General features: G+C 47.4%; 18 protein-coding genes. 10 read left to right on the forward strand and 8 right to left on the reverse strand.

Annotation, left to right across the window (positions count from 1 at the left end; all coding sequences use genetic code 11):
• The first annotated feature begins 156 nt into the window (after positions 1-156).
• From EPB59_RS15975 to EPB59_RS15990, 4 genes are all read left to right on the forward strand, one after another.
• Positions 157-795, forward strand: a complete 639-nt coding sequence (locus EPB59_RS15975) for an HAD family hydrolase (RefSeq protein WP_195707189.1) — start codon at positions 157-159, stop codon at positions 793-795.
• A gap of 140 nt (positions 796-935) precedes the next feature.
• Complete coding sequence (locus tag EPB59_RS15980; RefSeq protein WP_154173796.1) at positions 936-2,519, forward strand: EAL domain-containing protein; 1,584 nt, start codon at positions 936-938, stop codon at positions 2,517-2,519.
• Between the two features lie 68 nt (positions 2,520-2,587).
• Positions 2,588-2,965, forward strand: a complete 378-nt coding sequence (locus tag EPB59_RS15985) for a rhodanese-like domain-containing protein (RefSeq protein WP_154173798.1) — start codon at positions 2,588-2,590, stop codon at positions 2,963-2,965.
• Positions 2,966-3,153: 188 nt separating this feature from the next.
• Entirely contained in the window at positions 3,154-4,254 is a 1,101-nt protein-coding gene (locus EPB59_RS15990; RefSeq protein WP_055050135.1) for a methyl-accepting chemotaxis protein, read from the forward strand.
• Here the strand turns inward: EPB59_RS15990 and EPB59_RS15995 are convergent.
• A complete protein-coding gene (locus EPB59_RS15995; protein WP_154173800.1) occupies positions 4,232-5,281 on the reverse strand; it encodes an oxidoreductase in 1,050 nt (349 codons plus the stop codon). The genes EPB59_RS15990 and EPB59_RS15995 overlap by 23 nt on opposite strands.
• Positions 5,282-5,320: 39 nt before the next feature.
• Positions 5,321-6,628, reverse strand: coding sequence for a nicotinate phosphoribosyltransferase (gene pncB / locus EPB59_RS16000; RefSeq protein ID WP_154173802.1), 1,308 nt, complete (start codon positions 6,626-6,628; stop codon positions 5,321-5,323).
• A gap of 285 nt (positions 6,629-6,913) precedes the next feature.
• Between pncB and EPB59_RS16005 the strand changes: the two genes are divergently transcribed.
• Together EPB59_RS16005 and EPB59_RS16010 are read left to right on the forward strand one after the other, a co-directional pair.
• On the forward strand, positions 6,914-7,630 hold the full coding sequence (locus EPB59_RS16005) for an NUDIX hydrolase (RefSeq protein ID WP_055050138.1): 717 nt from the start codon (positions 6,914-6,916) through the stop codon (positions 7,628-7,630).
• A 142-nt stretch (positions 7,631-7,772) separates the two neighbouring features.
• Entirely contained in the window at positions 7,773-8,402 is a 630-nt protein-coding gene (locus EPB59_RS16010; protein WP_154173804.1) for an esterase/lipase family protein, read from the forward strand.
• Between the two features lie 166 nt (positions 8,403-8,568).
• Here the strand turns inward: EPB59_RS16010 and EPB59_RS16015 are convergent, their stop codons facing one another.
• Together EPB59_RS16015 and EPB59_RS16020 are read right to left on the reverse strand one after the other, a co-directional pair.
• Positions 8,569-8,865, reverse strand: a complete 297-nt coding sequence (locus EPB59_RS16015; RefSeq protein ID WP_055050140.1) for a DUF134 domain-containing protein — start codon at positions 8,863-8,865, stop codon at positions 8,569-8,571.
• A gap of 118 nt (positions 8,866-8,983) precedes the next feature.
• A complete protein-coding gene (locus EPB59_RS16020; RefSeq protein WP_095456402.1) occupies positions 8,984-10,075 on the reverse strand; it encodes an ElyC/SanA/YdcF family protein in 1,092 nt (363 codons plus the stop codon).
• 319 nt (positions 10,076-10,394) lie between these two features.
• Between EPB59_RS16020 and EPB59_RS16025 the strand changes: the two genes are divergently transcribed.
• Positions 10,395-11,273, forward strand: coding sequence for a DMT family transporter (locus EPB59_RS16025; RefSeq protein ID WP_154173806.1), 879 nt, complete (start codon positions 10,395-10,397; stop codon positions 11,271-11,273).
• 280 nt (positions 11,274-11,553) lie between these two features.
• Positions 11,554-12,852, forward strand: a complete 1,299-nt coding sequence (locus EPB59_RS16030; RefSeq protein WP_055050142.1) for a dicarboxylate/amino acid:cation symporter — start codon at positions 11,554-11,556, stop codon at positions 12,850-12,852.
• A gap of 89 nt (positions 12,853-12,941) precedes the next feature.
• Here the strand turns inward: EPB59_RS16030 and EPB59_RS16035 are convergent, their stop codons facing one another.
• Both EPB59_RS16035 and EPB59_RS16040 read right to left on the reverse strand, forming a co-directional pair.
• Complete coding sequence (locus tag EPB59_RS16035) at positions 12,942-13,409, reverse strand: YjiG family protein (RefSeq protein ID WP_000005594.1); 468 nt, start codon at positions 13,407-13,409, stop codon at positions 12,942-12,944.
• Positions 13,406-14,134, reverse strand: a complete 729-nt coding sequence (locus EPB59_RS16040) for a nucleoside recognition domain-containing protein (RefSeq protein WP_154173808.1) — start codon at positions 14,132-14,134, stop codon at positions 13,406-13,408. The genes EPB59_RS16035 and EPB59_RS16040 overlap by 4 nt, the downstream gene beginning before the upstream one ends.
• Before the next feature lie 472 nt (positions 14,135-14,606).
• Here EPB59_RS16040 and nhaD point away from each other — a divergent pair, with 472 nt between their 5' ends.
• Positions 14,607-16,040: a sodium:proton antiporter NhaD gene (nhaD, locus tag EPB59_RS16045; protein WP_055050144.1), complete on the forward strand. Its 1,434-nt coding sequence runs from the start codon at positions 14,607-14,609 to the stop codon at positions 16,038-16,040.
• Here nhaD and EPB59_RS16050 read toward each other — a convergent pair.
• Both EPB59_RS16050 and EPB59_RS16055 read right to left on the reverse strand, forming a co-directional pair.
• Positions 16,037-16,714 (reverse strand): response regulator, encoded by a 678-nt coding sequence (locus EPB59_RS16050; RefSeq protein ID WP_055029333.1) that lies wholly within the window; start codon positions 16,712-16,714, stop codon positions 16,037-16,039. The genes nhaD and EPB59_RS16050 overlap by 4 nt on opposite strands.
• A gap of 2 nt (positions 16,715-16,716) precedes the next feature.
• A complete protein-coding gene (locus EPB59_RS16055; RefSeq protein WP_154173810.1) occupies positions 16,717-18,279 on the reverse strand; it encodes a sensor histidine kinase in 1,563 nt (520 codons plus the stop codon).
• 267 nt (positions 18,280-18,546) lie between these two features.
• Between EPB59_RS16055 and EPB59_RS16060 the strand changes: the two genes are divergently transcribed.
• Positions 18,547-19,953, forward strand: a complete 1,407-nt coding sequence (locus EPB59_RS16060; RefSeq protein WP_154173812.1) for a DASS family sodium-coupled anion symporter — start codon at positions 18,547-18,549, stop codon at positions 19,951-19,953.
• The last annotated feature ends 26 nt before the right edge of the window (positions 19,954-19,979 follow it).

Here is a 19,979-nt window from a genome sequence, read left to right on the forward strand (position 1 = left end):
ATAAAATTGTCATTGTTTTGCAACATAGTTTAGCGGAAATTGTTGTAACTCTCCCGCTAATTTGCTGATTTAAAATGCTCTCTTCGATGAGGGGTTCTCAGCCATCCATAAAGTATGGGACAATAACTGCTCACTTTTTTGACGTAGGTGGAAATGATGGAATTTCAAGCGGCCATTTTTGATATGGATGGTCTACTGCTCGATACCGAACGAGTGTGCATGCGCGTGTTTCAAGAAGCCTGCACTGCTTGTGAATTGCCTTTTTATCAAGAGGTGTACTTATCCGTGATTGGTTGTAATGCCAAAACGATCAACGGCATTCTCAGCCAAGCCTATGGTGATGATTTACCGAGATTACATCACGAGTGGCGTCATCGATATAACGCAGTGGTCATGCATGAAGCCATTCCCCATAAAGAAGGCGTTTTGACATTACTCGACTGGCTAAAAGCCCGTTCTATCCCCCTCGCCGTGGCGACATCAACTCAAAAAGAGGTCGCGCTAGTCAAATTGCAACTCGCGGGTTTAGATACCTATTTTGATGTCATCACCACTGGCTGTGAAGTGGCACAGGGTAAGCCTCACCCAGAAATCTACCTGCTCGCCGCGCAACGCTTAGGGGTGGAACCTGAGCTCTGCCTAGCGTTTGAAGATTCCAACAACGGTATTAAAGCGGCCATTGCTGCACAAATGCGGGCGTTTCAAATCCCAGATTTAGTGAAACCCAGTGCCGAAGTTATCGCCTTAGGACATCCTATTTGTCGCAGCTTAAATGAGGTGATCGAACTGCTGTAATGTGTACGACGCCGTAGCAATACGGCGCCGTTACTCTTTGGTTATTCCTTTATCATCATAAACAAGACACACCAATGCATTGCTTTGCATTTCATTGTGTTACATAGTTCATGTCTTATTCGCCACGATGATACATCGCCATGGCTAAAGGAAAGGCTGTGATTTCAAAAATACCCACAAGAATTGCACTTGCGATTTTCAGTGCACCATTGGTTGTTTTTTTACTGACCCAACAACTTTGGGCCCCCTATGTAGCCCAATACTTGCTGAATCAGAAATTCTCCGAGATCAATCAATATCTTGACCAACGAAGCCTAGCCTTAGATAACATGATCCAAAGGCAAGCGCAGTCGGTTTCCTTTCGTTGTAATATCGACGATATTCGTTTAATCCGTGACCCTCAGTTCTACAACCGGTTCGTCCGCCTGATCGGAATTGAAAGTGCACAAGGCGTCGGTTGCTCAACGGTTGGTTACCCCATTCAATTGCCTCCTATGATCGGCCAAACACACATCAATCGTGATTCCGAAAACCCATTACCAACCAGATTCCACCTTTCTGCAACGCCGAAAAGTCAAACAGCTTCCAGAGAACTCTTAGTGCAATATATTGAGCCTAGAGGGCGAATGTTTTGGGTGATTGATGGGAGTTGGGCGCAAGAACAGCTGCGACAAACCTGTACCGATTGTTTCTATTTACAATTCAGATTCTTAGACCCTACACTCAGTGAGTTGGCGATCCAACGCGGTAACCCCGCTCTCGCCCATCAACCCAGCCATATTTCCGTCCATCGCACTTCGGGAGTGGCACCATTCCATAGCGAGCAAACATTAATTGCCGGAGAGGCTTTAGAAGACTTTGCTCGCCAGCAAACTCTGGTTTGGGGTATTCCCCTCACTGTGCTATTGGGACTGCTGTTAGCAAGTGGTTACCTTATTTTGCGTAACTACCGAAATTCGATTGAAGGCTTGATCGAAAAAGGGTTACGCGATGAAGAGTTTATTCCCTATTATCAACCTATTATCGATTCCAGAACCCAAGAAGTCGTCGGTTATGAAGTATTGTTACGCTGGAAAAAAGGCCATCAAATGGTGCCACCCGGTATGTTTATTTCCGCAGCCGAAAACTCAGGCCTGATTATTCGAATCACGAACCAACTAATGCATCAAGTCTATCGAGATTTAGCGCGGCTCCCTACATCATGCTGGGTTAGTATTAATGTGGTGGCCGAGCACCTTGAACAACATCATCTTTCTCATTTTCTGGAACAACTCCAGTGGCCATACAGTGAACGGCTCAAATTTGAATTGACTGAGCGAGTACCGATCAAAACCATGACTCAAGCTCAAGAAGAAGTGTTTTATCTCCTGAAAAAGGGCTACCAATTTAAAATTGATGACTTTGGTACTGGTTACGGCGGATTCGCTTACTTACAAAACCTACAGATCAGCAGTATCAAAATAGACAAAATGTTTGTCGATACTATCGATACCAGTGATGTAAAAATCAGTGTGCTAGATTCCATCATCGCTTCTGCCAAACAAGGCAATATCGAAGTGATCGCAGAAGGTGTCGAAGGACAGCACCAAGTCGATTACTTAGCAGAGCGCGGCGTATACTGGATTCAAGGCTATTTTTATGCCAAACCAATGCCAATCAACGAAGCTCTGGCTTTTCATGTTACTACGCGAGCCTCAACCAAGATGGCCACGAATAAAACATAAATCACTTGATTCTGTAACGGATCTCATAGCAAATTAGGCACTCGATTTTGGGATAAGGAGTTCCTGACATGCAACAAAACTGGCTTAAAGCAATCGTCACACTGTTTACCGCTTGGATCAGCACAGGAGCGCACGCTTCTGAACGCGCGGATCTCGCATGGCAAATGATACGAGAAGGTGCGTTATTAGTTGACGTCCGCACCGTTGAAGAATATGCCCAAGGCCATCTCGACAATGCTTTAAACTGGCCACTCAGCGAGGTAGAGACGGCGTTTCAATCTATCGCGAAAGATCGACCGATTGTGGTTTATTGTCGCAGCGGCAATCGTTCAGGGATGGCTCAAAAATACTTAATGGACCAAGGTTACACACAAGTACACAATGGCGGTGGCTATGATGAGCTGCAACGCGCCGTTCGCCTAGTGGATGCCACACCCGACCAATAACCCACCACGTTGAGCCGATGGGAACCCCTCATTCACAAGCGCTACGACTAAAGGGGAATTGCTACCAAAACGATTCGCACGCTATGCTTGTACTGTACAGCGCTAGGCTCAACTAAAAACAATAAAAATCATTATGTTAGATTTGCGGTTGTTTTGCCCACTCGGCTCACCGCGTTTTAGGGGATACTATGCTGCTATTCAATAAAGCCCTCATACATGAGCGCGACACACTGAAACAACAACTTGAGCAGATCACTCAAGCTCATGAACAAGAAGTCGCCCGCTTACAAGCCATCATCCAACAAAAAGACACGGAAATTCGCCAGATCAATCAAGATGCGTTACTGATGAGTACCTTAGCCTCCAACCAATTGACGGGGGGAGCATTGCTGGATGTGATTCGCAATGGGCTTGCTGAAAACACCCAAAATTTAGTGGCAGAAAACCAAACGCTCCAAGAGTTTGGCCAACTCTTTAATCAAACTCACCACGCACTGGAACAGCTTTCACAACGTACGCTTGAAATCGACCGTCAAGCCAAACAGAACATGCAAGCCGCCAACCAACTCGATCAAACCGCGTCTTCTATCGGTAATTTGGTTCACACCATTCAAGAAATCTCCTCACAAACGAATTTACTGGCGCTCAATGCTGCGATTGAAGCCGCTCGTGCCGGTGAAAGTGGGCGCGGATTTGCAGTCGTGGCTGATGAAGTGCGTTCCTTAGCGGCTAAGGCACAGCAAGCCAGTGAAAAAATCCATGAACTTGTCGGCCAAGTGGTGTCTCAAACCTCCGATATCAAAAATTCGATTGTTGATAACCAGACCATCACTCAAGATATGGAGGTCACCGCCAGTCAGATTAAATCGGTCGTTTCTGAAGTGCTTTCGCGCTCCAAACACATGCAGTTCGTGATTGGAATGTCGACCGCGACGATGTTCCTCAATACCGTCAAATTGGATCATGCGGTTTGGAAACATCAGGTCTATAAGCATCTCGATGAAGGGAACAAGGAAGGACATGTCGCGACACATCATGAATGCCGCTTAGGACGTTGGTACTTTGAAGGTGAAGGAGCAAAACTCTATAGCCATCTTCCAAGCTTTGCCAGTTTAGATAAGCCGCATAAACAAGTGCATGATGCAGGACAACAAGCTTTAAAGGCCTATGCTTCAGGCAATATTGCCTCCATCATCAACCACTTATCGATGATGGAGAATGCCAGCTTTGATGTGACCAGTGTGATTGACCGCTTACTGGGTGAAATTATTCACCATCTTGAGCAATAGCCATTCGTAAGCCTTGCGCGCTACTCTCTAAGGCCAACTCAATCAGTTGGATGGAGCGTAGCGCGGATTCTGCACTCACTGGGCTCGCCTCACCATCACGAATCGCCGCCACAACTTGTTGGAAGTAGTGTTGATACCCGCCTTGCTCAGTCGGAATAACCTCGCTTCCCTCTGCATGATAGAACATCCCAAACTGCTCTGGCGTTTCTTGCGCCCATTCGGGAGTAGAAGGAGCAACACCCGCTTTCAAACGATCCTCTTGTGGATCCAAGCCGTATTTGACGAACTTACCTAAGCTACCAAGCACTTGATAACGCACATTGGGTTCAGGGCTATACAAGTTGGCATGCAGCCGCACTACATGTTGCGGGTAGTACAATTGCAGATCAAAATAATCAATCGTGCTTGCCTCTGGCCTCATAATTCGGCAATCCGCCGATAACGATTGTGGAAGACCAAACAACGCTAAGGCTTGATCAAGTAGGTGGGGGGCTAAATCGAACAAAATGCCGCCCCCCTCTTGGGCTTGTTCACGCCAACGTTGGCGAACAATGGGGCGATAGCGGTCAAAATGTGATTCAAACAGTTTTATTTCGCCTAGTCGGCCGTCCCCAATCAGTTTCTTGATGGTCAGAAAATCCCCATCCCAACGTCGATTATGAAACACACTCAATACTAGGTTTTTCTGTTGTGCTAATTCGATGAGGGTTTTGCCTTGCTCAATACGCGTAACAAAGGGCTTTTCCACAATCACATGTTTACCTTGTTCTAACGCCAGTTTAGCGAGAGAAAAATGCACATCATTCGGTGCGGTGATAATCACCAATTCAACAGCACTTTCTGTGATCAGCCGTTCAGCGGTATCATAATACGCGACCTGAGGATGCGCTTGTTGTACGGTTTGCTGCTGGCTAGAGCTGATCGCCACCAGCATCAGCGAATCTAATGCCTCAATAAACGGTAAGTGAAAGGTTTTTGCGGAATATCCATAACCAATAACGCCGACCTTTAATGCTCTTTCTTGCATGGCAAACAACCTTTCGTTAAACGCTGAGTGGGAAATAGATCATGCCGCCGAAATATAATGTCGGGGTGACCGTTTTTGCTGACGAAGCTCTTGGATAAGGGCATCAACATCCAGTTCAATATTGAAACGACGCTTCAAGTTTGCCAGAAAGATCGGATCTTCACACATCGCTTTCTCTGGCTGATCACTAATTTTGGCAACAGGGCGGCCTTGGCACTCGGCCAATTTGATAACGATAGACAAGGGACGATACTCAACCCCTGCTGTGTTACGCCATTGTGCCAAATCATTGGTTAAAAAGGTGCCAATCCCAAATGAAATGTTCACCCGTCCGGCAAAATATTCACACAAATCCAGCGCTTGCTCAAAATCCAAACCGTCAGAGAAAATAAACAGTTTCTTCATAGGGTCTATCCCCAACTGCTGATAATGAGCAATCATCTTATCTCCCCATCGGAATGGGCAGCCGGAATCATGTCGCACACCATCATAAACATTCGCTAAATGGCGGTTAAAATCATTCAAAAAAGCATCAATGGTTAAGGTATCTGTTGGAGCAATCGCCAACATACCATCAAATGCAGCCAGCCAACGCTCCAATGCCACTTGTTGTGAATCACGTTCATTGACTAGGGCTTGGTGACCCATAAACCACTCATGGGCAATGGTACCAATTGGTTTGAGTTCAAACTCGCGGGCAAAATGATAATTACTGGTTCCCAGCATCCATTGTGGAATTTCTTGCTTCAAGCACGCCAATACATCACGCTGTACTTGGCTAGAAAAACGGCGACGTGTTCCCATCTCAGTCAGTGAAAAGTTGGTGATGCCACGACGGGCAATCTCTGCTTTTAGATGGTTGAGTTTGTTGTGTAACACACTGATAGGCAATGTTTCTGGCACATCAGCCCAACGCTGACGACTACGAACTTCCGAGACAATCGCCATCACAAGAGTTTCATACAAAATCGTATCGCGCCAACTGCCACGAATACCGATTCGCAACTGTTGTTTGCCCGCCTGCTTAAGAATGCCTATCTCCACTTGCTCTTGCGGTGTAAAACGGAAATAACGCAGCGATTGTAAGAAAGTCGGTTTGAGGTGCGGCGCATGTTGCGTCAAGTAGTGAATATCTGCATCGGAAAAACGTAATGACCCGAGCTGAGTGATTTCTTGGCGTATTTCATCAAGCAGTGTACTGACATCTTCATCACTACGCACAATCAATTCATAACGGACCGAAACATCGGGATAAAAGTGATGTATCGCCTGCATCATATTGATTTTGTAGGCATCGAGGTCAAGCAGACTACGAATGATGTGGGGAGAAAACAGGCGCGGGTTCATGGTAGCCTTCCTTCAGTTCACTTCTGATGTTAGTAACATTTTGTTGCTAACTTTTGCTGGCACGATAATCGAGCCACCTATGTTTGTCAACTTTTGTGACAAACCCATGTTCATAGCATGGATTAGCATGCTATACCATCAACTAAGCTAGACAGCACTCTTTTTATCATGCGTCGAGTAGCCGGTTAGTTTTCTGCACAATAAGTTTGTCACATTCCGTTATTTACATTTGACCCTTACCTTTCAGTTACCTAGAATAGCCGCATCTCACTTTAGGAAAGTTGTATGATTGTCACCATCGATATGATCTGCTTGCGTCTTGCTCCCACGGGCATTGAGACTTTATTAGTCAAACGCAGCAATCCCAATCGACCAGACTGTGGCCTGTGGGCAATCCCAGGCGGTTGGGTATTCGATGAGGATCTGAGTGGACAAGGAGGAGAGCCAGCGGATAAAGATTTTGACTCGGCACGCCGCCGCATTTGCCGGCAAAAAATCCATACCTACCCGAACTTTATTAGTGACCCTTTAGTGGATGGCAACCCTAAGCGCGATCCCAGTGGTTGGAGCATTAGTATTTCTCACTACGCACTGCTTAATCACTCCAACGTCAAACAGATTGAAGATGCCGGAATGGATAGAAGCCGTGTTGATTGGTTTGCACTGGAGAGTATTTTGCTAGGCAAACAACCCTTAGCGTTTGATCATGTGGCGCAAATTCAACACGCATGGAAGAAATTGCGCGCAGCAGTGGAGTACACCTCTGTGGTGCTATTTTCACTTGAACACGAGTTTTTGGTGGCAGACATTATTGACGCGTACGCCAAATTCGGGGTTGAAATGAACCGGATGACGGTTAAACGCAGGTTGATTGATACCGGTGTGATTATCAGCACGCAGCGCATGGCAGCTTCAAGCAAAGGCAAAGGTGGTAAGCCTGCAACGGTTTATCGGCTCGCGAGTAATGAGGTGACATACTTTCAAACCTGTTTACGTAGCTAACTCCGCACTTTTCCGTTTACCACCGCAGGTAGTAAGCTTCAATCTCCGTGCAACCTCCCGTTCTTTTTCATCACTCTTTTTATTCCCCGTCAAGCGTGGTTAGATAGAACCCTCTACGTAGCGATCGGAGAACCCGCTAGTGATGAACATTGTCATTTTGCATGGTTTGTACATGCATGGTTTAGTGATGCAACCTCTTGCCCAGCGTCTGAATAAACTCGGGTATCAAACGAAAGTGCTCAGCTACAACACCCTCGCCATTGATGATGAAAAGGTGTTTCAGGCGATGGATGATGCCTTAAATCCAGATCAGGTTAACGTACTGGTCGGCCATAGTCTGGGTGGGTTGATGATCAAACATTATTTACGTTCTCGCCACCCATCTCTGAGTATGATCTCTCATGTGATTACCTTGGGTTCCCCCCTTAAAGGTGCCTCAATTGTCGGCAAAATTCAGCAAATGGGCTTAGGTGCGATGTTAGGTAATGCCAATTTATATGGCCTAGAACTTCACCAAGATCATTGGGAACTCCCGCAATTACTCGGCAGTATTGCCGGAACCTTACCGCTAGGCTTTCGCCCCTTATTACTCGGGGGATCACCCTTGTGCGATGGTACAGTAACGGTGGCAGAAACCCAGATAAGTGGAATGACCGATCATCTTCTCCTGCGTCAAAGCCATACCGGTTTGGTGTATAGCCATCAAGCCGCTCACCAAATTGACCATTTCATTCGCCACAATCAGTTCGACCATAAAAAAATCCCCGAATGAGATGATAAGCCTCAATTCGGGGAGAGCCAGGTGAATATAGTTTGGCAAAAGAACCACTTTCACTATCGTAGAAGGAGAAAGTGGTTGGTCACAGCGGTTCTGTGACATTCAATTTACTCGTCATCTGGCCATTACGCAGGCGGGTTGTCTCGATTAATGTGATAGCTTAATCCGATGAGTCATTTTCAACAGACTGAATGTGCAATGCTTTTTGATTTAGCAAGCATTCCACTACTTTAAAACGGGCAGCTTTAACTAAGTTAGCTAACGTTTGCCTTGATACTTGCATCTGCACCGCGGCTTGTTGCTGCTGTAAACCGAGTTGGTCAACCAGCCTTAGGGCTTCAAGCTCATCCGGAGCCAACGTAACGCTATCCAGTTCACTTAAAGGGATTCCGTTAGGTTTAAAACAAGAGGCTTGCGGGTGGCAACCAATTCGGCGCGGGATTTTAGGGCGAACCACTGTACAGCTCCTATCAACGTAGACCGAGGTATTGAACGAGAAATCAGTCAAAAACTCAACTCATCCCTATCGCCTTATCCAATAAAAAGGCCGCTCCGTGCGGCCATAGTGTATATGATTAACGAGATTCAAGCGGATAAGAACGGTAACTCCACATTCCATACGTTCTGAGTGCATCACGGTAAATACCTAAAAGCTCTCCACTTGACGCCGTTTCTAATTCACTCAGTGGTTTATCTGGGTAAGACACCGTATCGAAAGTAATCCCTCTTGGTCCTGTTTGCCAACTGGCGATCTCAAACAGCGTTTGTCCACGGCGCACATGACTCGCGGAGCTAATAATCGTCGCATGTTTAATGCCGTGACGAGCCAACGCATAACTACTGAACAGCGCGTTGTCTACCGTACTGGTCGCGTAATTTTCTTCAATAATGCGTGTCGCACTGACACCATGCTCCACCAACCAATCGGCCATCAACTTCCCTTCTGTTTTGTGGTTTTGCGGAACACCTCCCGTCAAAACAATCACCGCGTCGGGATTGGCTTTTGCCATTGCAAGTGTCGTTTCCAATCGTTTAATCAGGATCTCATGCATAGAACCATCAGGGTTGAGTGCATAACCCAAAGTCACAATGGCACCATCTTGCCCCAGTTTTTGTGTGGCTTCGGCTTTCAGAGGCGTGGCGATAATCCGATCAACCGTTTCAATGATGTGTTGCAGATCAGCGGCTCGGCCAAGATTCAACGATTCTACGGCTTTCATGTGTTGTTGGTAAGCGACTTCGTTACCTTTGAACTTTTGCCATACCGCAAGGTAGCTGTGTACATCAACATCATCTGGAGCCACACTCAACGCTTGGTTAAACAACTCGATCGCTTGATCAACATTCTTATTATAAATTTGCGCGTTAGCCGCCGAGATCAGCAAGTCTGTACGATACGGCTCCAGTTGATAAGCCTCTAACAGCCTTTGAGTGACTATCTCCATATTGCTTGGCATTTTAGCGGTAAAACCCGCATGGGAGACTCGCGCCGGAGACTTAAAGGCTATCAATGCATCTTGTAAAAGTTGATCGACCACTTGCCGCTGAGTGACAAACTGACTGTATTCAACACTCGGTTGCACCACCTTTTCCTTCGCGATGACCGAGCAAGGTAAGGAAAAAGCCATAACGCTGGTGATAGCGAGTGTGAGTAGCGATTTATTCATAATGATGATTCCTTATTTGGAGCAGCAAAAAATCAATCTATGAAGTAACACCCCAACAAACCGTGATTCGGTTCGCAGAGTGGGCATCGCTAGTAAATAGAAAAACGGAACACTGGCAGCAACCTCACTTTCTGGCTAGCTTAGCCGATCAACGCCACCATGCCCTGCCACTCTATCTTCTCAGAAACGATAAAAAGCGGATGATTAATAAATTAACATCCACTTTCTCGCCACTTCCGGAACTCGATTCTATTTGTCGATTGCATATTTTGAGTTTGTGGTTGAGATTACATGCTCTCAATCAGAAAAGGGGATAAGTATGTCGTTCGTGCACCTTCTGCAACTTTTGTGTTTGGCTGCAATATGGGGAGGATCATTTCTTTTTATGCGCATTGCCGCACACAGTTTTGGCCCCGCTTATCTGATTGAAGCCCGCGTCGGGTTTGCGGCACTCAGTTTGCTTTTGGTTTCCCTGCTGTTGAAAAAGTCGCTCCCAGTGCGCCAACATTGGCGGCATTTCATGATATTAGGTTTGGTCAACACGGCCGTACCGTTTTTATTTTTTGCTTATGCCGCACTCACGCTGAATGTGTCCACGCTCTCCATTCTCAATTCAACGGCTCCCATCTGGGGAGCGGTAATTGGCTTTTTTTGGCATGGCACGCCATTGACGCGCAAAGCTTTAGCTGGGCTAGTTTGCGGTGTGATGGGAGTCGCGGTCATTGTCGGTTGGGATGTCGCCGCCATCGGTCAACAAGCCACACTACCGGTCATTTGTGCAGCGCTGGCCGCCGGCAGTTACGGCTTAGCCACCAATTACACCAAGCATGCGCCACAAATTACCGCTTTTGAAAATGCGCATGGCAGCATGTGGGCCGCCTGCTTGTGGGTGGCTCCGCTGATGTGGTTTATCCCGTTACGCGCCCAACCTTCGAGTTTGGAATGGGGAGCAGTCGTGCTATTGGGGGTCATCTGCACTGGGTTGGCGTATTTAATCTATTTCCGCTTAGTCAAAGCGATCGGGGCGGCATCAACGTTATCGGTGACGTTTTTGATCCCAGTGTTTGGCATTCTCTGGGGCTATTGGATCCTTGATGAGTCTATCGGTCTAAATACTTTCTTTGGCACGCTATTAGTTCTCACCGGAACGATGTTGGTAACCGGTTTTTCTCTGCGAAAAGCCCTACTTCCGCATTAATTTCAAACGTATTCACCTTAGAACATTCAGCCATTTTCATTCGATGAGAATGGCTTTTTTTGTTGCATATCCAAACTTATATGTTGCATTTGATGCAAAAGACAACATTTAAGGCTAAAACTTTGTTACCAAAAGTGAGCTCCAGCCACAGTTTAAGTGATAAAGATCACAATGAAGTGGCATGATTTACTTTTTATTTTCGAGTTTTTCTTTACCCCTGCTAACCTCCCGCTCGCTTTGCAATGATGTCAGAGCGAAAAAACTATAAGGAGTGTTCTGGATGAATACCAAAAAACCGTTATCGCTCACCGCCAAGGTTATTCTTGGTATGGTAGCCGGTATTTTGACTGGATTTGCGATTCGCGCCCTGTTTGCAGGAAATGGATTTGTAGACGCATATATCGTTAATGGACTGTTTGATGTTGGCGGAAAGATTTTTATCGCCAGCTTGAAAATGTTAGTCGTACCACTGGTGTTTGTTTCCCTAGTCTGTGGTACCAGCTCACTGAAAGATCTCTCGACCTTGGGACGCATGGGTAGCAAAACTTTAGGCTTCTACCTTGCAACAACCGCAATTGCGATCACGTTAGCCCTAACCATGGGTAGCCTATTCCAACCCGGAGCCGGCGCTGATCTCACTGCCGCCAGCAATTTTACCTCGGCGGAAGCGCCCTCACTGGGCAAAGTGATTGTGGATATGTTCCCAACCAACCCGATCAGTGCAATGGCGCAAGGCAATACCTTGCAGATCATCATCTTTGCTGTGTTGTTTGGTGTCGCTATCAGTGCCGCAGGCAAACCGGGTGAACGCATTGCTCAAGTATTCAGTGATCTGAATGAAGTGATCATGAAGCTGGTTGCGATGCTGATGCACCTTGCGCCATACGGTGTATTTTTCCTCATGGCGAAATTGTTTACCGGTCTTGGCCTTGGCGCCATTTTGAATCTGGCCGAATACTTCGTGGTGCTGGCAGGTACGTTATTGCTGCATGCTTTTATCACTTACGGCTTGATGCTGAAAACCTTCGCAGGTCTAAGCCCGTTGGTGTTCTTCCGTAAAATGGAAGATGCCATCATGTTTGCGTTTTCGACCGCATCATCCAATGCCACCATTCCTATCACCATGGAAACGGTGAAAAACCGTTTAGGTGTTGACAACAAAGTGGCTTCTTTCACCGTACCACTCGGTGCTACTGTCAACATGGATGGTACCGCGATCATGCAAGGTGTCGCGACTGCATTTATCGCCCAAGCTTTTAATATCGACCTCACCATGACTGATTACCTGATGGTGATCCTGACGGCCACGCTCGCCTCTGTCGGTACAGCAGGCGTTCCTGGGGTCGGCTTAGTCATGCTAGCGATGGTACTGAACCAAGTGGGTCTACCACTGGAAGGGATTGCACTGATTATGGGTGTCGACCGCCTACTCGATATGATCCGCACCGCCGTTAACATTACTGGGGATGCGTGCGTATCTTGTATTGTGGCGAAATCAGAAAACGCTTTTGATGAAGCTCGTTTCTCTGACCCCAAAGCAGGTGAGAAAGAAGAAGCGGTACATCTATCACAAGCGTAAGCAATCACCACCACTAAAAGCAGTGGTTTAGGGATGATAAGAAATAGGCCTCGCATTTTGCGAGGCCTTTTGCATAACAATGTCGTGAATTACAAAAACAGGTTCATCACCCACATTGCCCCAAAGGCATTCAATACTGAAATGCCGATCATCACTGGGATGTAGCGACCTTCCGTACCAATTGGGCCAAGAATACGGCCAATGTACTGCACTTGTGATCCCATCAAATAGATTGCAGGAGCCAAAATCGCAATATGAGTACCGTTCAAAATGCCTTGGTCAAACAGCGTGATGACAACGCCGACCGCACCACCCATCGACATCCATGCACCAATCAGCACCGCCGCCGCTTCACCTGGCAAACCAAAAATCGCCATCACAGGGGAAAATACCGTACCCATAAGTTCCAACGCACCGGTAATTTGCAGTGCTTTGATGATCACGAATGCCATCAACACATTTGGCACCGTTGAAGTTGTGGCAATCACCCAACCTTTCTTCGCCCCTTCGACGAAGATATCAGTCACCATTGGCTTTTTCGCTTTCACTTCACTCATTTTACCGCTTCCTCTTGTTGTGCTTCTGGGTTAGATGATTCTTTACCTTCGGTCAGATTTAGGTAGATGCGGAAAAGGTTGGCACCGACAATTTTGAAGATAAACATCACGGCAACGGCAAGACCGATTGAAGAAGTCACCGCAGCGGAACCATCTGCCAGCGTGAGCGTAAATAGCACCGCGCCAGAAGAGAAGAAGTTCACGATAGTTGCCCCAGCCGAGAACTGGAACATGGTAAACACATCCGCCTCACGCTTAGTCATATGACCTTCGTCTTTGAGCTGGCGAGTCATCGCGGCACCGGCATCGGTACTTTGTAGCGATGCAATTAATGCTAAACCCGTGTTACCCGGAACACCCATGATTGGACGCAACAAAGGAGTCAGCAGTTTACGGGCTGCGTCTAATGCGCCGTAATGTTCAAGCACATTGATCATGCCTAGCGCAAACATCACCGTAGGGATTAAGGTCAGTGCGAAAAGAAAACCATCACGTGCACCGCTACCACCTTGACCACGCAAAGAGGTGGTGGTCACTTGCAGGCCATCGGCCGTTTCACTCACGTTGTAAGCCACCTTACCAAATGCACCGTTTAACGTGGTGAAATCAAATACACCGTACCACTGGTTGGACTGCAGTAAACCAGAGAAAAAGACCACGGCGAACGCTAACGCAACGTAGCACCCCCATGTCACTTTTCGCTCCAGCGTTGTCGGTTGACTCATAATTACCTCTATAAAATTGGAAACAGGTTGGCGCGATGGTGCACTTATTTCGTGCTAGAGGTGATGATCAAGGTCAATGAGAAGATGAAACTAATCTCACAATGAAAAATAAAATATTATTTTGTGAAATAGAGCATAAAAAGCATAGTCCATTAATTCACCTCACGAAGAAACACCTACAAAACATTTCACTGCACGAATGAAACACAACAACTTCATAGCGTGTCGTGAGTCGCACATACAGAAAATTTGATTAATAAACAACCATTTCTAAGCTATGTCACAACTTCCTATTTCGCATAGGGCTACTCTTTTTATTAACTTTCCCCCATCACCCCAACAACTTGAAGTTGCAGGTCACGGTCAGTGCTTTCCTTCTCAGTCCTAGCGTCCGCTGTCCACTGAGGTAACGCTGTGCCGCTCACACCCAAATGGCTTCCAGTCAACCGGAAATCTCAGAAGGAGCTTTGTTATGACGGGTCGGATAGCACTACTTAGTTTGATACTTTTTTCGCCACACAGTTTTGCCTCAACGACCAGTGAACCTGCCTTAGATTTAACGCATTCCAATGTGGGTTATGCCGCACTCCTCATTTTTGCGTTTGCCTACGGCTTGGTGATGTTCGAAGAGTACCTCAAACTGCGTAAATCCAAGCCCGTGCTGCTCGCTGCTGGTCTAATCTGGGCGATGATAGGTTATGTTTATCAGCAAACCGGAGCGACAGAAGTGGCCCGAGAAGCGTTAGAGCATAATTTGCTGGAATACGCCGAGCTGTTGCTGTTTTTATTAGTCGCGATGACTTACATCAGTGCGATGGAGGAACGCCGCTTATTCGATGCCCTTAAAGCGTGGATGATTAATAAAGGCTTTAACTTTCACACTCTGTTTTGGATAACCGGTTGGCTTGCATTTTTCATTTCACCGATTGCCGATAACCTCACCACGGCTCTGTTGATGTGTGCCGTGGTACTCAAAGTAGGCGGAGATAACCAACGTTTTGTCAGTTTAGCCTGCATCAACATTGTCGTGGCGGCCAATGCTGGCGGCGCATTCAGCCCATTTGGGGACATCACAACCTTGATGGTTTGGCAAGCTGGTCACGTGAGCTTTCTTGAGTTTATGGATCTATTCATCCCCTCGTTGGCTAACTATCTGGTGCCTGCGTTTATCATGTCGCTGTTCATTCCCAATCAAGCGCCGGCCGGAGCGCAAGAGGTGGTTGAACTCAAACGAGGAGCCCGACGGATTGTCTTACTGTTTATCTGTACCATCATATCTGCCGTCAGCTTCCACGGTTTTTTCCACTTTCCACCCGTGATGGGGATGATGATGGGGCTCGCTTATTTACAGCTCTTTGGATTCTATTTAACCAAAACCCTTGCACGCTCACTGGCGAAGAAAACCGCGCAAGCGATGGCGAAAAAAGATGAAGCCGCACTCAAACGAATTGGCTCTGTAGTGCCATTCGACGTATTTAAAAGCATTTCTCATGCAGAATGGGATACGCTGCTATTTTTCTACGGTGTGGTAATGTGTGTCGGTGGTTTAAGTCTGCTTGGCTATTTAGGCTTGGTATCACAAATCATCTACACCGAATGGAATCCGATCTGGGCGAACGTGCTCGTCGGGTTACTTTCCTCCGTCGTGGATAACATTCCGGTGATGTTTGCCGTCTTGTCAATGCAGCCGGAGATGTCTGTCGGTAACTGGTTATTGGTCACCCTCACTGCGGGCATTGGTGGTAGTTTACTCTCCATTGGCTCCGCCGCAGGGGTCGCTCTGATGGGGGCGGCACACGGGAAATATACCTTTGTCAGCCACTTGAAATGGACACCGGTTATTTTGCTGGGTTATGTGATCAGCATTGTGCTGCACTTACTGATCAACAATCACCTTTTTACCTAACGACCGATTTCATTGAGATGAGGGCGACGATAAACCCGAGTCGGTCGCCCCACCTTACCATGCTCTAGATAAGCGAGAATGTCTCCGGCTTCAACGGCACTATCAAGATAACGTCGCGCGGTGCTTTTACTGATGCCAAGCTGTAAGGCCATAGAGTCAGCCGTATGCTCAACATGTGGATGGGGGAAATGTTCCAGCATCTGCTCAAGGGTAAAGTCATCAATCGTTGAATTGGGTTTTCCTCGTTGCGGATGAAAGAGCGCATCCAAATCCTGCTGACGCACCGCCTTAGGTGACGCATCTGGCCGCTGAAGACGATAAAAACGCTGCAAACTCTCACTCAATCTCCGGTAGTCGACGGGCTTGACTAAATAATCAAAAGCCCCGAACCGATACGCTTGTTGCGCCGTTTCCAGATCACAAGCAGCCGTCACCAAAATGCATTCCGGTCGAGGCTGCACATCAATCAATCTTCTCACCAGCTCAATGCCGAGCCCATCAGGCAGATAGTTATCTACGATAAGTAAATCGGGCTTAGCCCACGCTACCATCTGTTGTGCATCCGCTAACGTAGAGACAACAGCCAGCACCTTAAATCGACTATCTTGTTGTACAAACTGGGCATGTAATCCACCAATTTGCGGATCATCTTCAACGATAATCACACTCAGCATCATCACTCCTTTGAAAAATAAAGGCTAAATGTCGTTTCTTGTTCATCACTGTCCAGCTCTAAGTGTCCTTGAGCACGGTGAACTAACGACTGAACCAAATACAGACCCAATCCATGTTCGCCCTCATCTTGCTTACTGGTGACACCGGGGCGACAAAGTTCGTCTAAAGGCTGGGTAATCATCGGGCCATTATTGCTAACCCGCAGACAGAGTTCATGTTCATTCTGGTGTAAGAACACCCGAACCCAAGGCGATGGCATGCCGCGCACGGCCTCTAAGCTGTTATCAATCAGGTTACCGATCACGGTGCAGAAGGATTCTTCGCTCATGCCCAATGAGGAAACACTCTCCACATCTTGGTAATCCAACGGAATATGCCATTCTTGAGCTTTGCTCCATTTTCCCATCAAGATTGCAGCCAGTTGTGGCCAGATATGCAGATGATGTAAAGCGTCCAGTTGAACTTGATTCAAATGGCTCTGCTGCAAAACATAGTGCAGAGCTTGATCATACTGCTGCAATTGCAGTAACCCCGCGAGCGTGGAGAGCTTATTGCGATACTCATGCCGTGCAATCCTGACACTGTCAACGTAGTGATCCACTTGCTGTAGCCGTTCAGCTAAGGCTTGGATCTCACTGTGCGCACGCAAACTGTACACGGCTCCCGCAGAGCCTTGTTTACCGAGTAAAGGAACGCGGCTCACCACTAACGATTGACCATTCAAACAGGCCAGACAGTCAATGTATTTCTCGCATTGCGCCTGTTCGGTAACCCCTTGTAACCACTGTGCAATTAAGCCTTGCTGTTCGGGTTCTGCACCAAGTAACTGCTTGGCAGAGTCGTTGATGAGGTAGATTTCACCTTGCTGATTGAGTGCCACTAAGCCCTCATGAGTCGCTTGAATCACTCCTTCATAAGTGATGAGTGATTGAGCCAATTGCCAAGGCTCGCGATCTTGCATTTGCCGACGCACTAACTTTGCAAAAGCACGAGAAATCAGCGTCGCCAGCAGTAACGTGAGCCCCCCCATCAACAGTAGCGGTTGCAGCTTCTCATTTTGCCAAACGGCGACCGTATCTAACAAATAACCCACTTTGATCATGCCAATCACTGCACCATTTGTAGCGCGAATCGGCGAAATATAGCGCAGTGATGGCCCCATCGAACCCACACTGTAAGAAAGGTAGGATTTGCCTTCCTCTAAAGCGGGACGAATGTCATCCCCCACCACGGGTAAACCAATGCGTGCCGCAATCGGGTGAGCTAACCGAATCCCACTCCGATCGCTTACGGTAATAAAATCGGCATCAGTTGCGCTTTGCAACGACGCAACTAACTGGCTGACTTGTTGTGCATCCCCTACTTCTACCGCTTGAATTAAATCCGGAAACTTAGCTAGCTGCACTGCTTGTACTTGAGCTCTGAGTGCAATTTGATGAGTCATTAAACGCTGAATTTTATCGGCGCTGACCCCCCACCACACAGCAGCACCGGCGGCAAAGGCCGCGCAAAATAATACTGTTAGTTGTTGAGTGAATGTTCGGGGAATCATTCGGCTGGGCATGTTTGTCGTCCTCGGCACAATTAGGCCAAGCATACGGTAATGCGCCCGAGAAAAAGCAGCGGAAGCCCAGAAACATGATTGAGATCGCGTTGATGAATTTTATGAATTTAATGGTTTTAACCGCTTTAATCTCAGCGGTTTTGCAAGGCGGTTTTGCACTCACCCTCAAGGCTTAAATGGCGCGGAAACAGGCACGGTAAAACTTGATTTGACTCAGCATTTCTTCCCCCACTCCCGCTAAGTTAGTAAAAAACATTGGAGGTGTATATGTTCTCATCAAGTAACCTAAAGCTACTCGCCCTACTCGCATTTGGTGGGCTTTTGTGGTTTATGCCTGTCCCCGATGGGCTTGAACCAAAAGCATGGCAAATGATGATCGTGTTTATTACCACGGTTCTTAGTTTAATTCTCGCCCCGTTACCCCTTGGTGCCATGGCATTGATGGGGCTATGCGCTACGGTGCTTCTCGGGATTTTACCGATCAAAGCGGCACTGTCTGGCTTCTCCGATCCCACCATTTGGATGATCGCCGCTGCTTTCTTTATTTCACGAGGCTTTATCAGTACCGGTTTTGGTCGCCGAGTCGGTTACTGGTTTATCTCCAAGCTCGGCCACAACTCGCTTGGGTTAGCTTACGGCTTAGTGTTAACTGATTTGCTGTTCGCTCCCGCAACCCCCAGTACCACGGCTCGCTGTGGTGGTATTATTGCGCCACTGTTTCGTTCGGTTGCCGCCGCCTACGATTCCGATCCCGAAAAAGGAACGCAAAACCGTATCGGCGCCTTTCTGGTGCAATGTATTTTCCAATGCAATGCGATCACCTGTGCCATGTTCTTAACGTCAATGGCGGGCAATCCTCTCGCCGCAAAATTTGCTGCCGAGCAAGGTGTCACTATCACTTGGGGCGGCTGGGCTTTAGCCGCGATTGTCCCAGGGTTAGTTTGCTTATTCGTGATCCCATTAGCTATGTATACCTTTTTCCCACCCGAGCTGAAGAAAACCCCTGAAATGCGCACCATCGCGAGCAAGAACCTCGCCGATATGGGCAAAATGAGTCGTGATGAATGGATGGTGTGCATCACTTTCCTTGGCATGGTAACGCTTTGGGTTTTAGGACCGACATTAGGCATCCACGCAACCGTGACTGCGTTGATGGGTATGTTGTTCTTATTGTTAACTAAAGCCATCACGTGGGATGCCGTATTAGGCGAGAAAGAAGCCTGGCACACCATCACTTGGTTTGCCGTATTAGTGATGATGGCGGGTGAACTGAACAAGCTCGGATTTATCTCATGGTTTGGTAGCATGATTGGTGAGTCGCTCGCCGGTTACGGTTGGATTGCCACTTTAGGCATCTTGCTTCTGGTCTATTTCTACAGTCACTACCTCATGGCAAGTGCGATGGCACATATCAGTGCAATGTATTCTGCCTTCCTTGCTATCGCGATTGCGGCCGGTGCTCCTGCCATGTTAGCGGCGATTGTGCTTGGTATTTTCAGCAACTTGTACATGTCAACCACGCACTACTCTTCAGGACCTGCTCCGATCTTGTTTGGTGCCGGATTTCATAGCCTTAAACAGTGGTGGAAGATTGGCTTTGTGTTCACCCTTATCGTCATCCCGATTTTCTTCTTCATCGGTGGAGCATGGTGGAAAGTGATCGGCTTGTGGTAACGCGTTATAGGTAGGTGAATGTAGGG

Origin of the sequence: Vibrio metoecus, from assembly GCF_009665255.1 — a bacterium.
GTDB classification, from domain to species: Bacteria; Pseudomonadota; Gammaproteobacteria; order Enterobacterales; family Vibrionaceae; genus Vibrio; species Vibrio metoecus_B.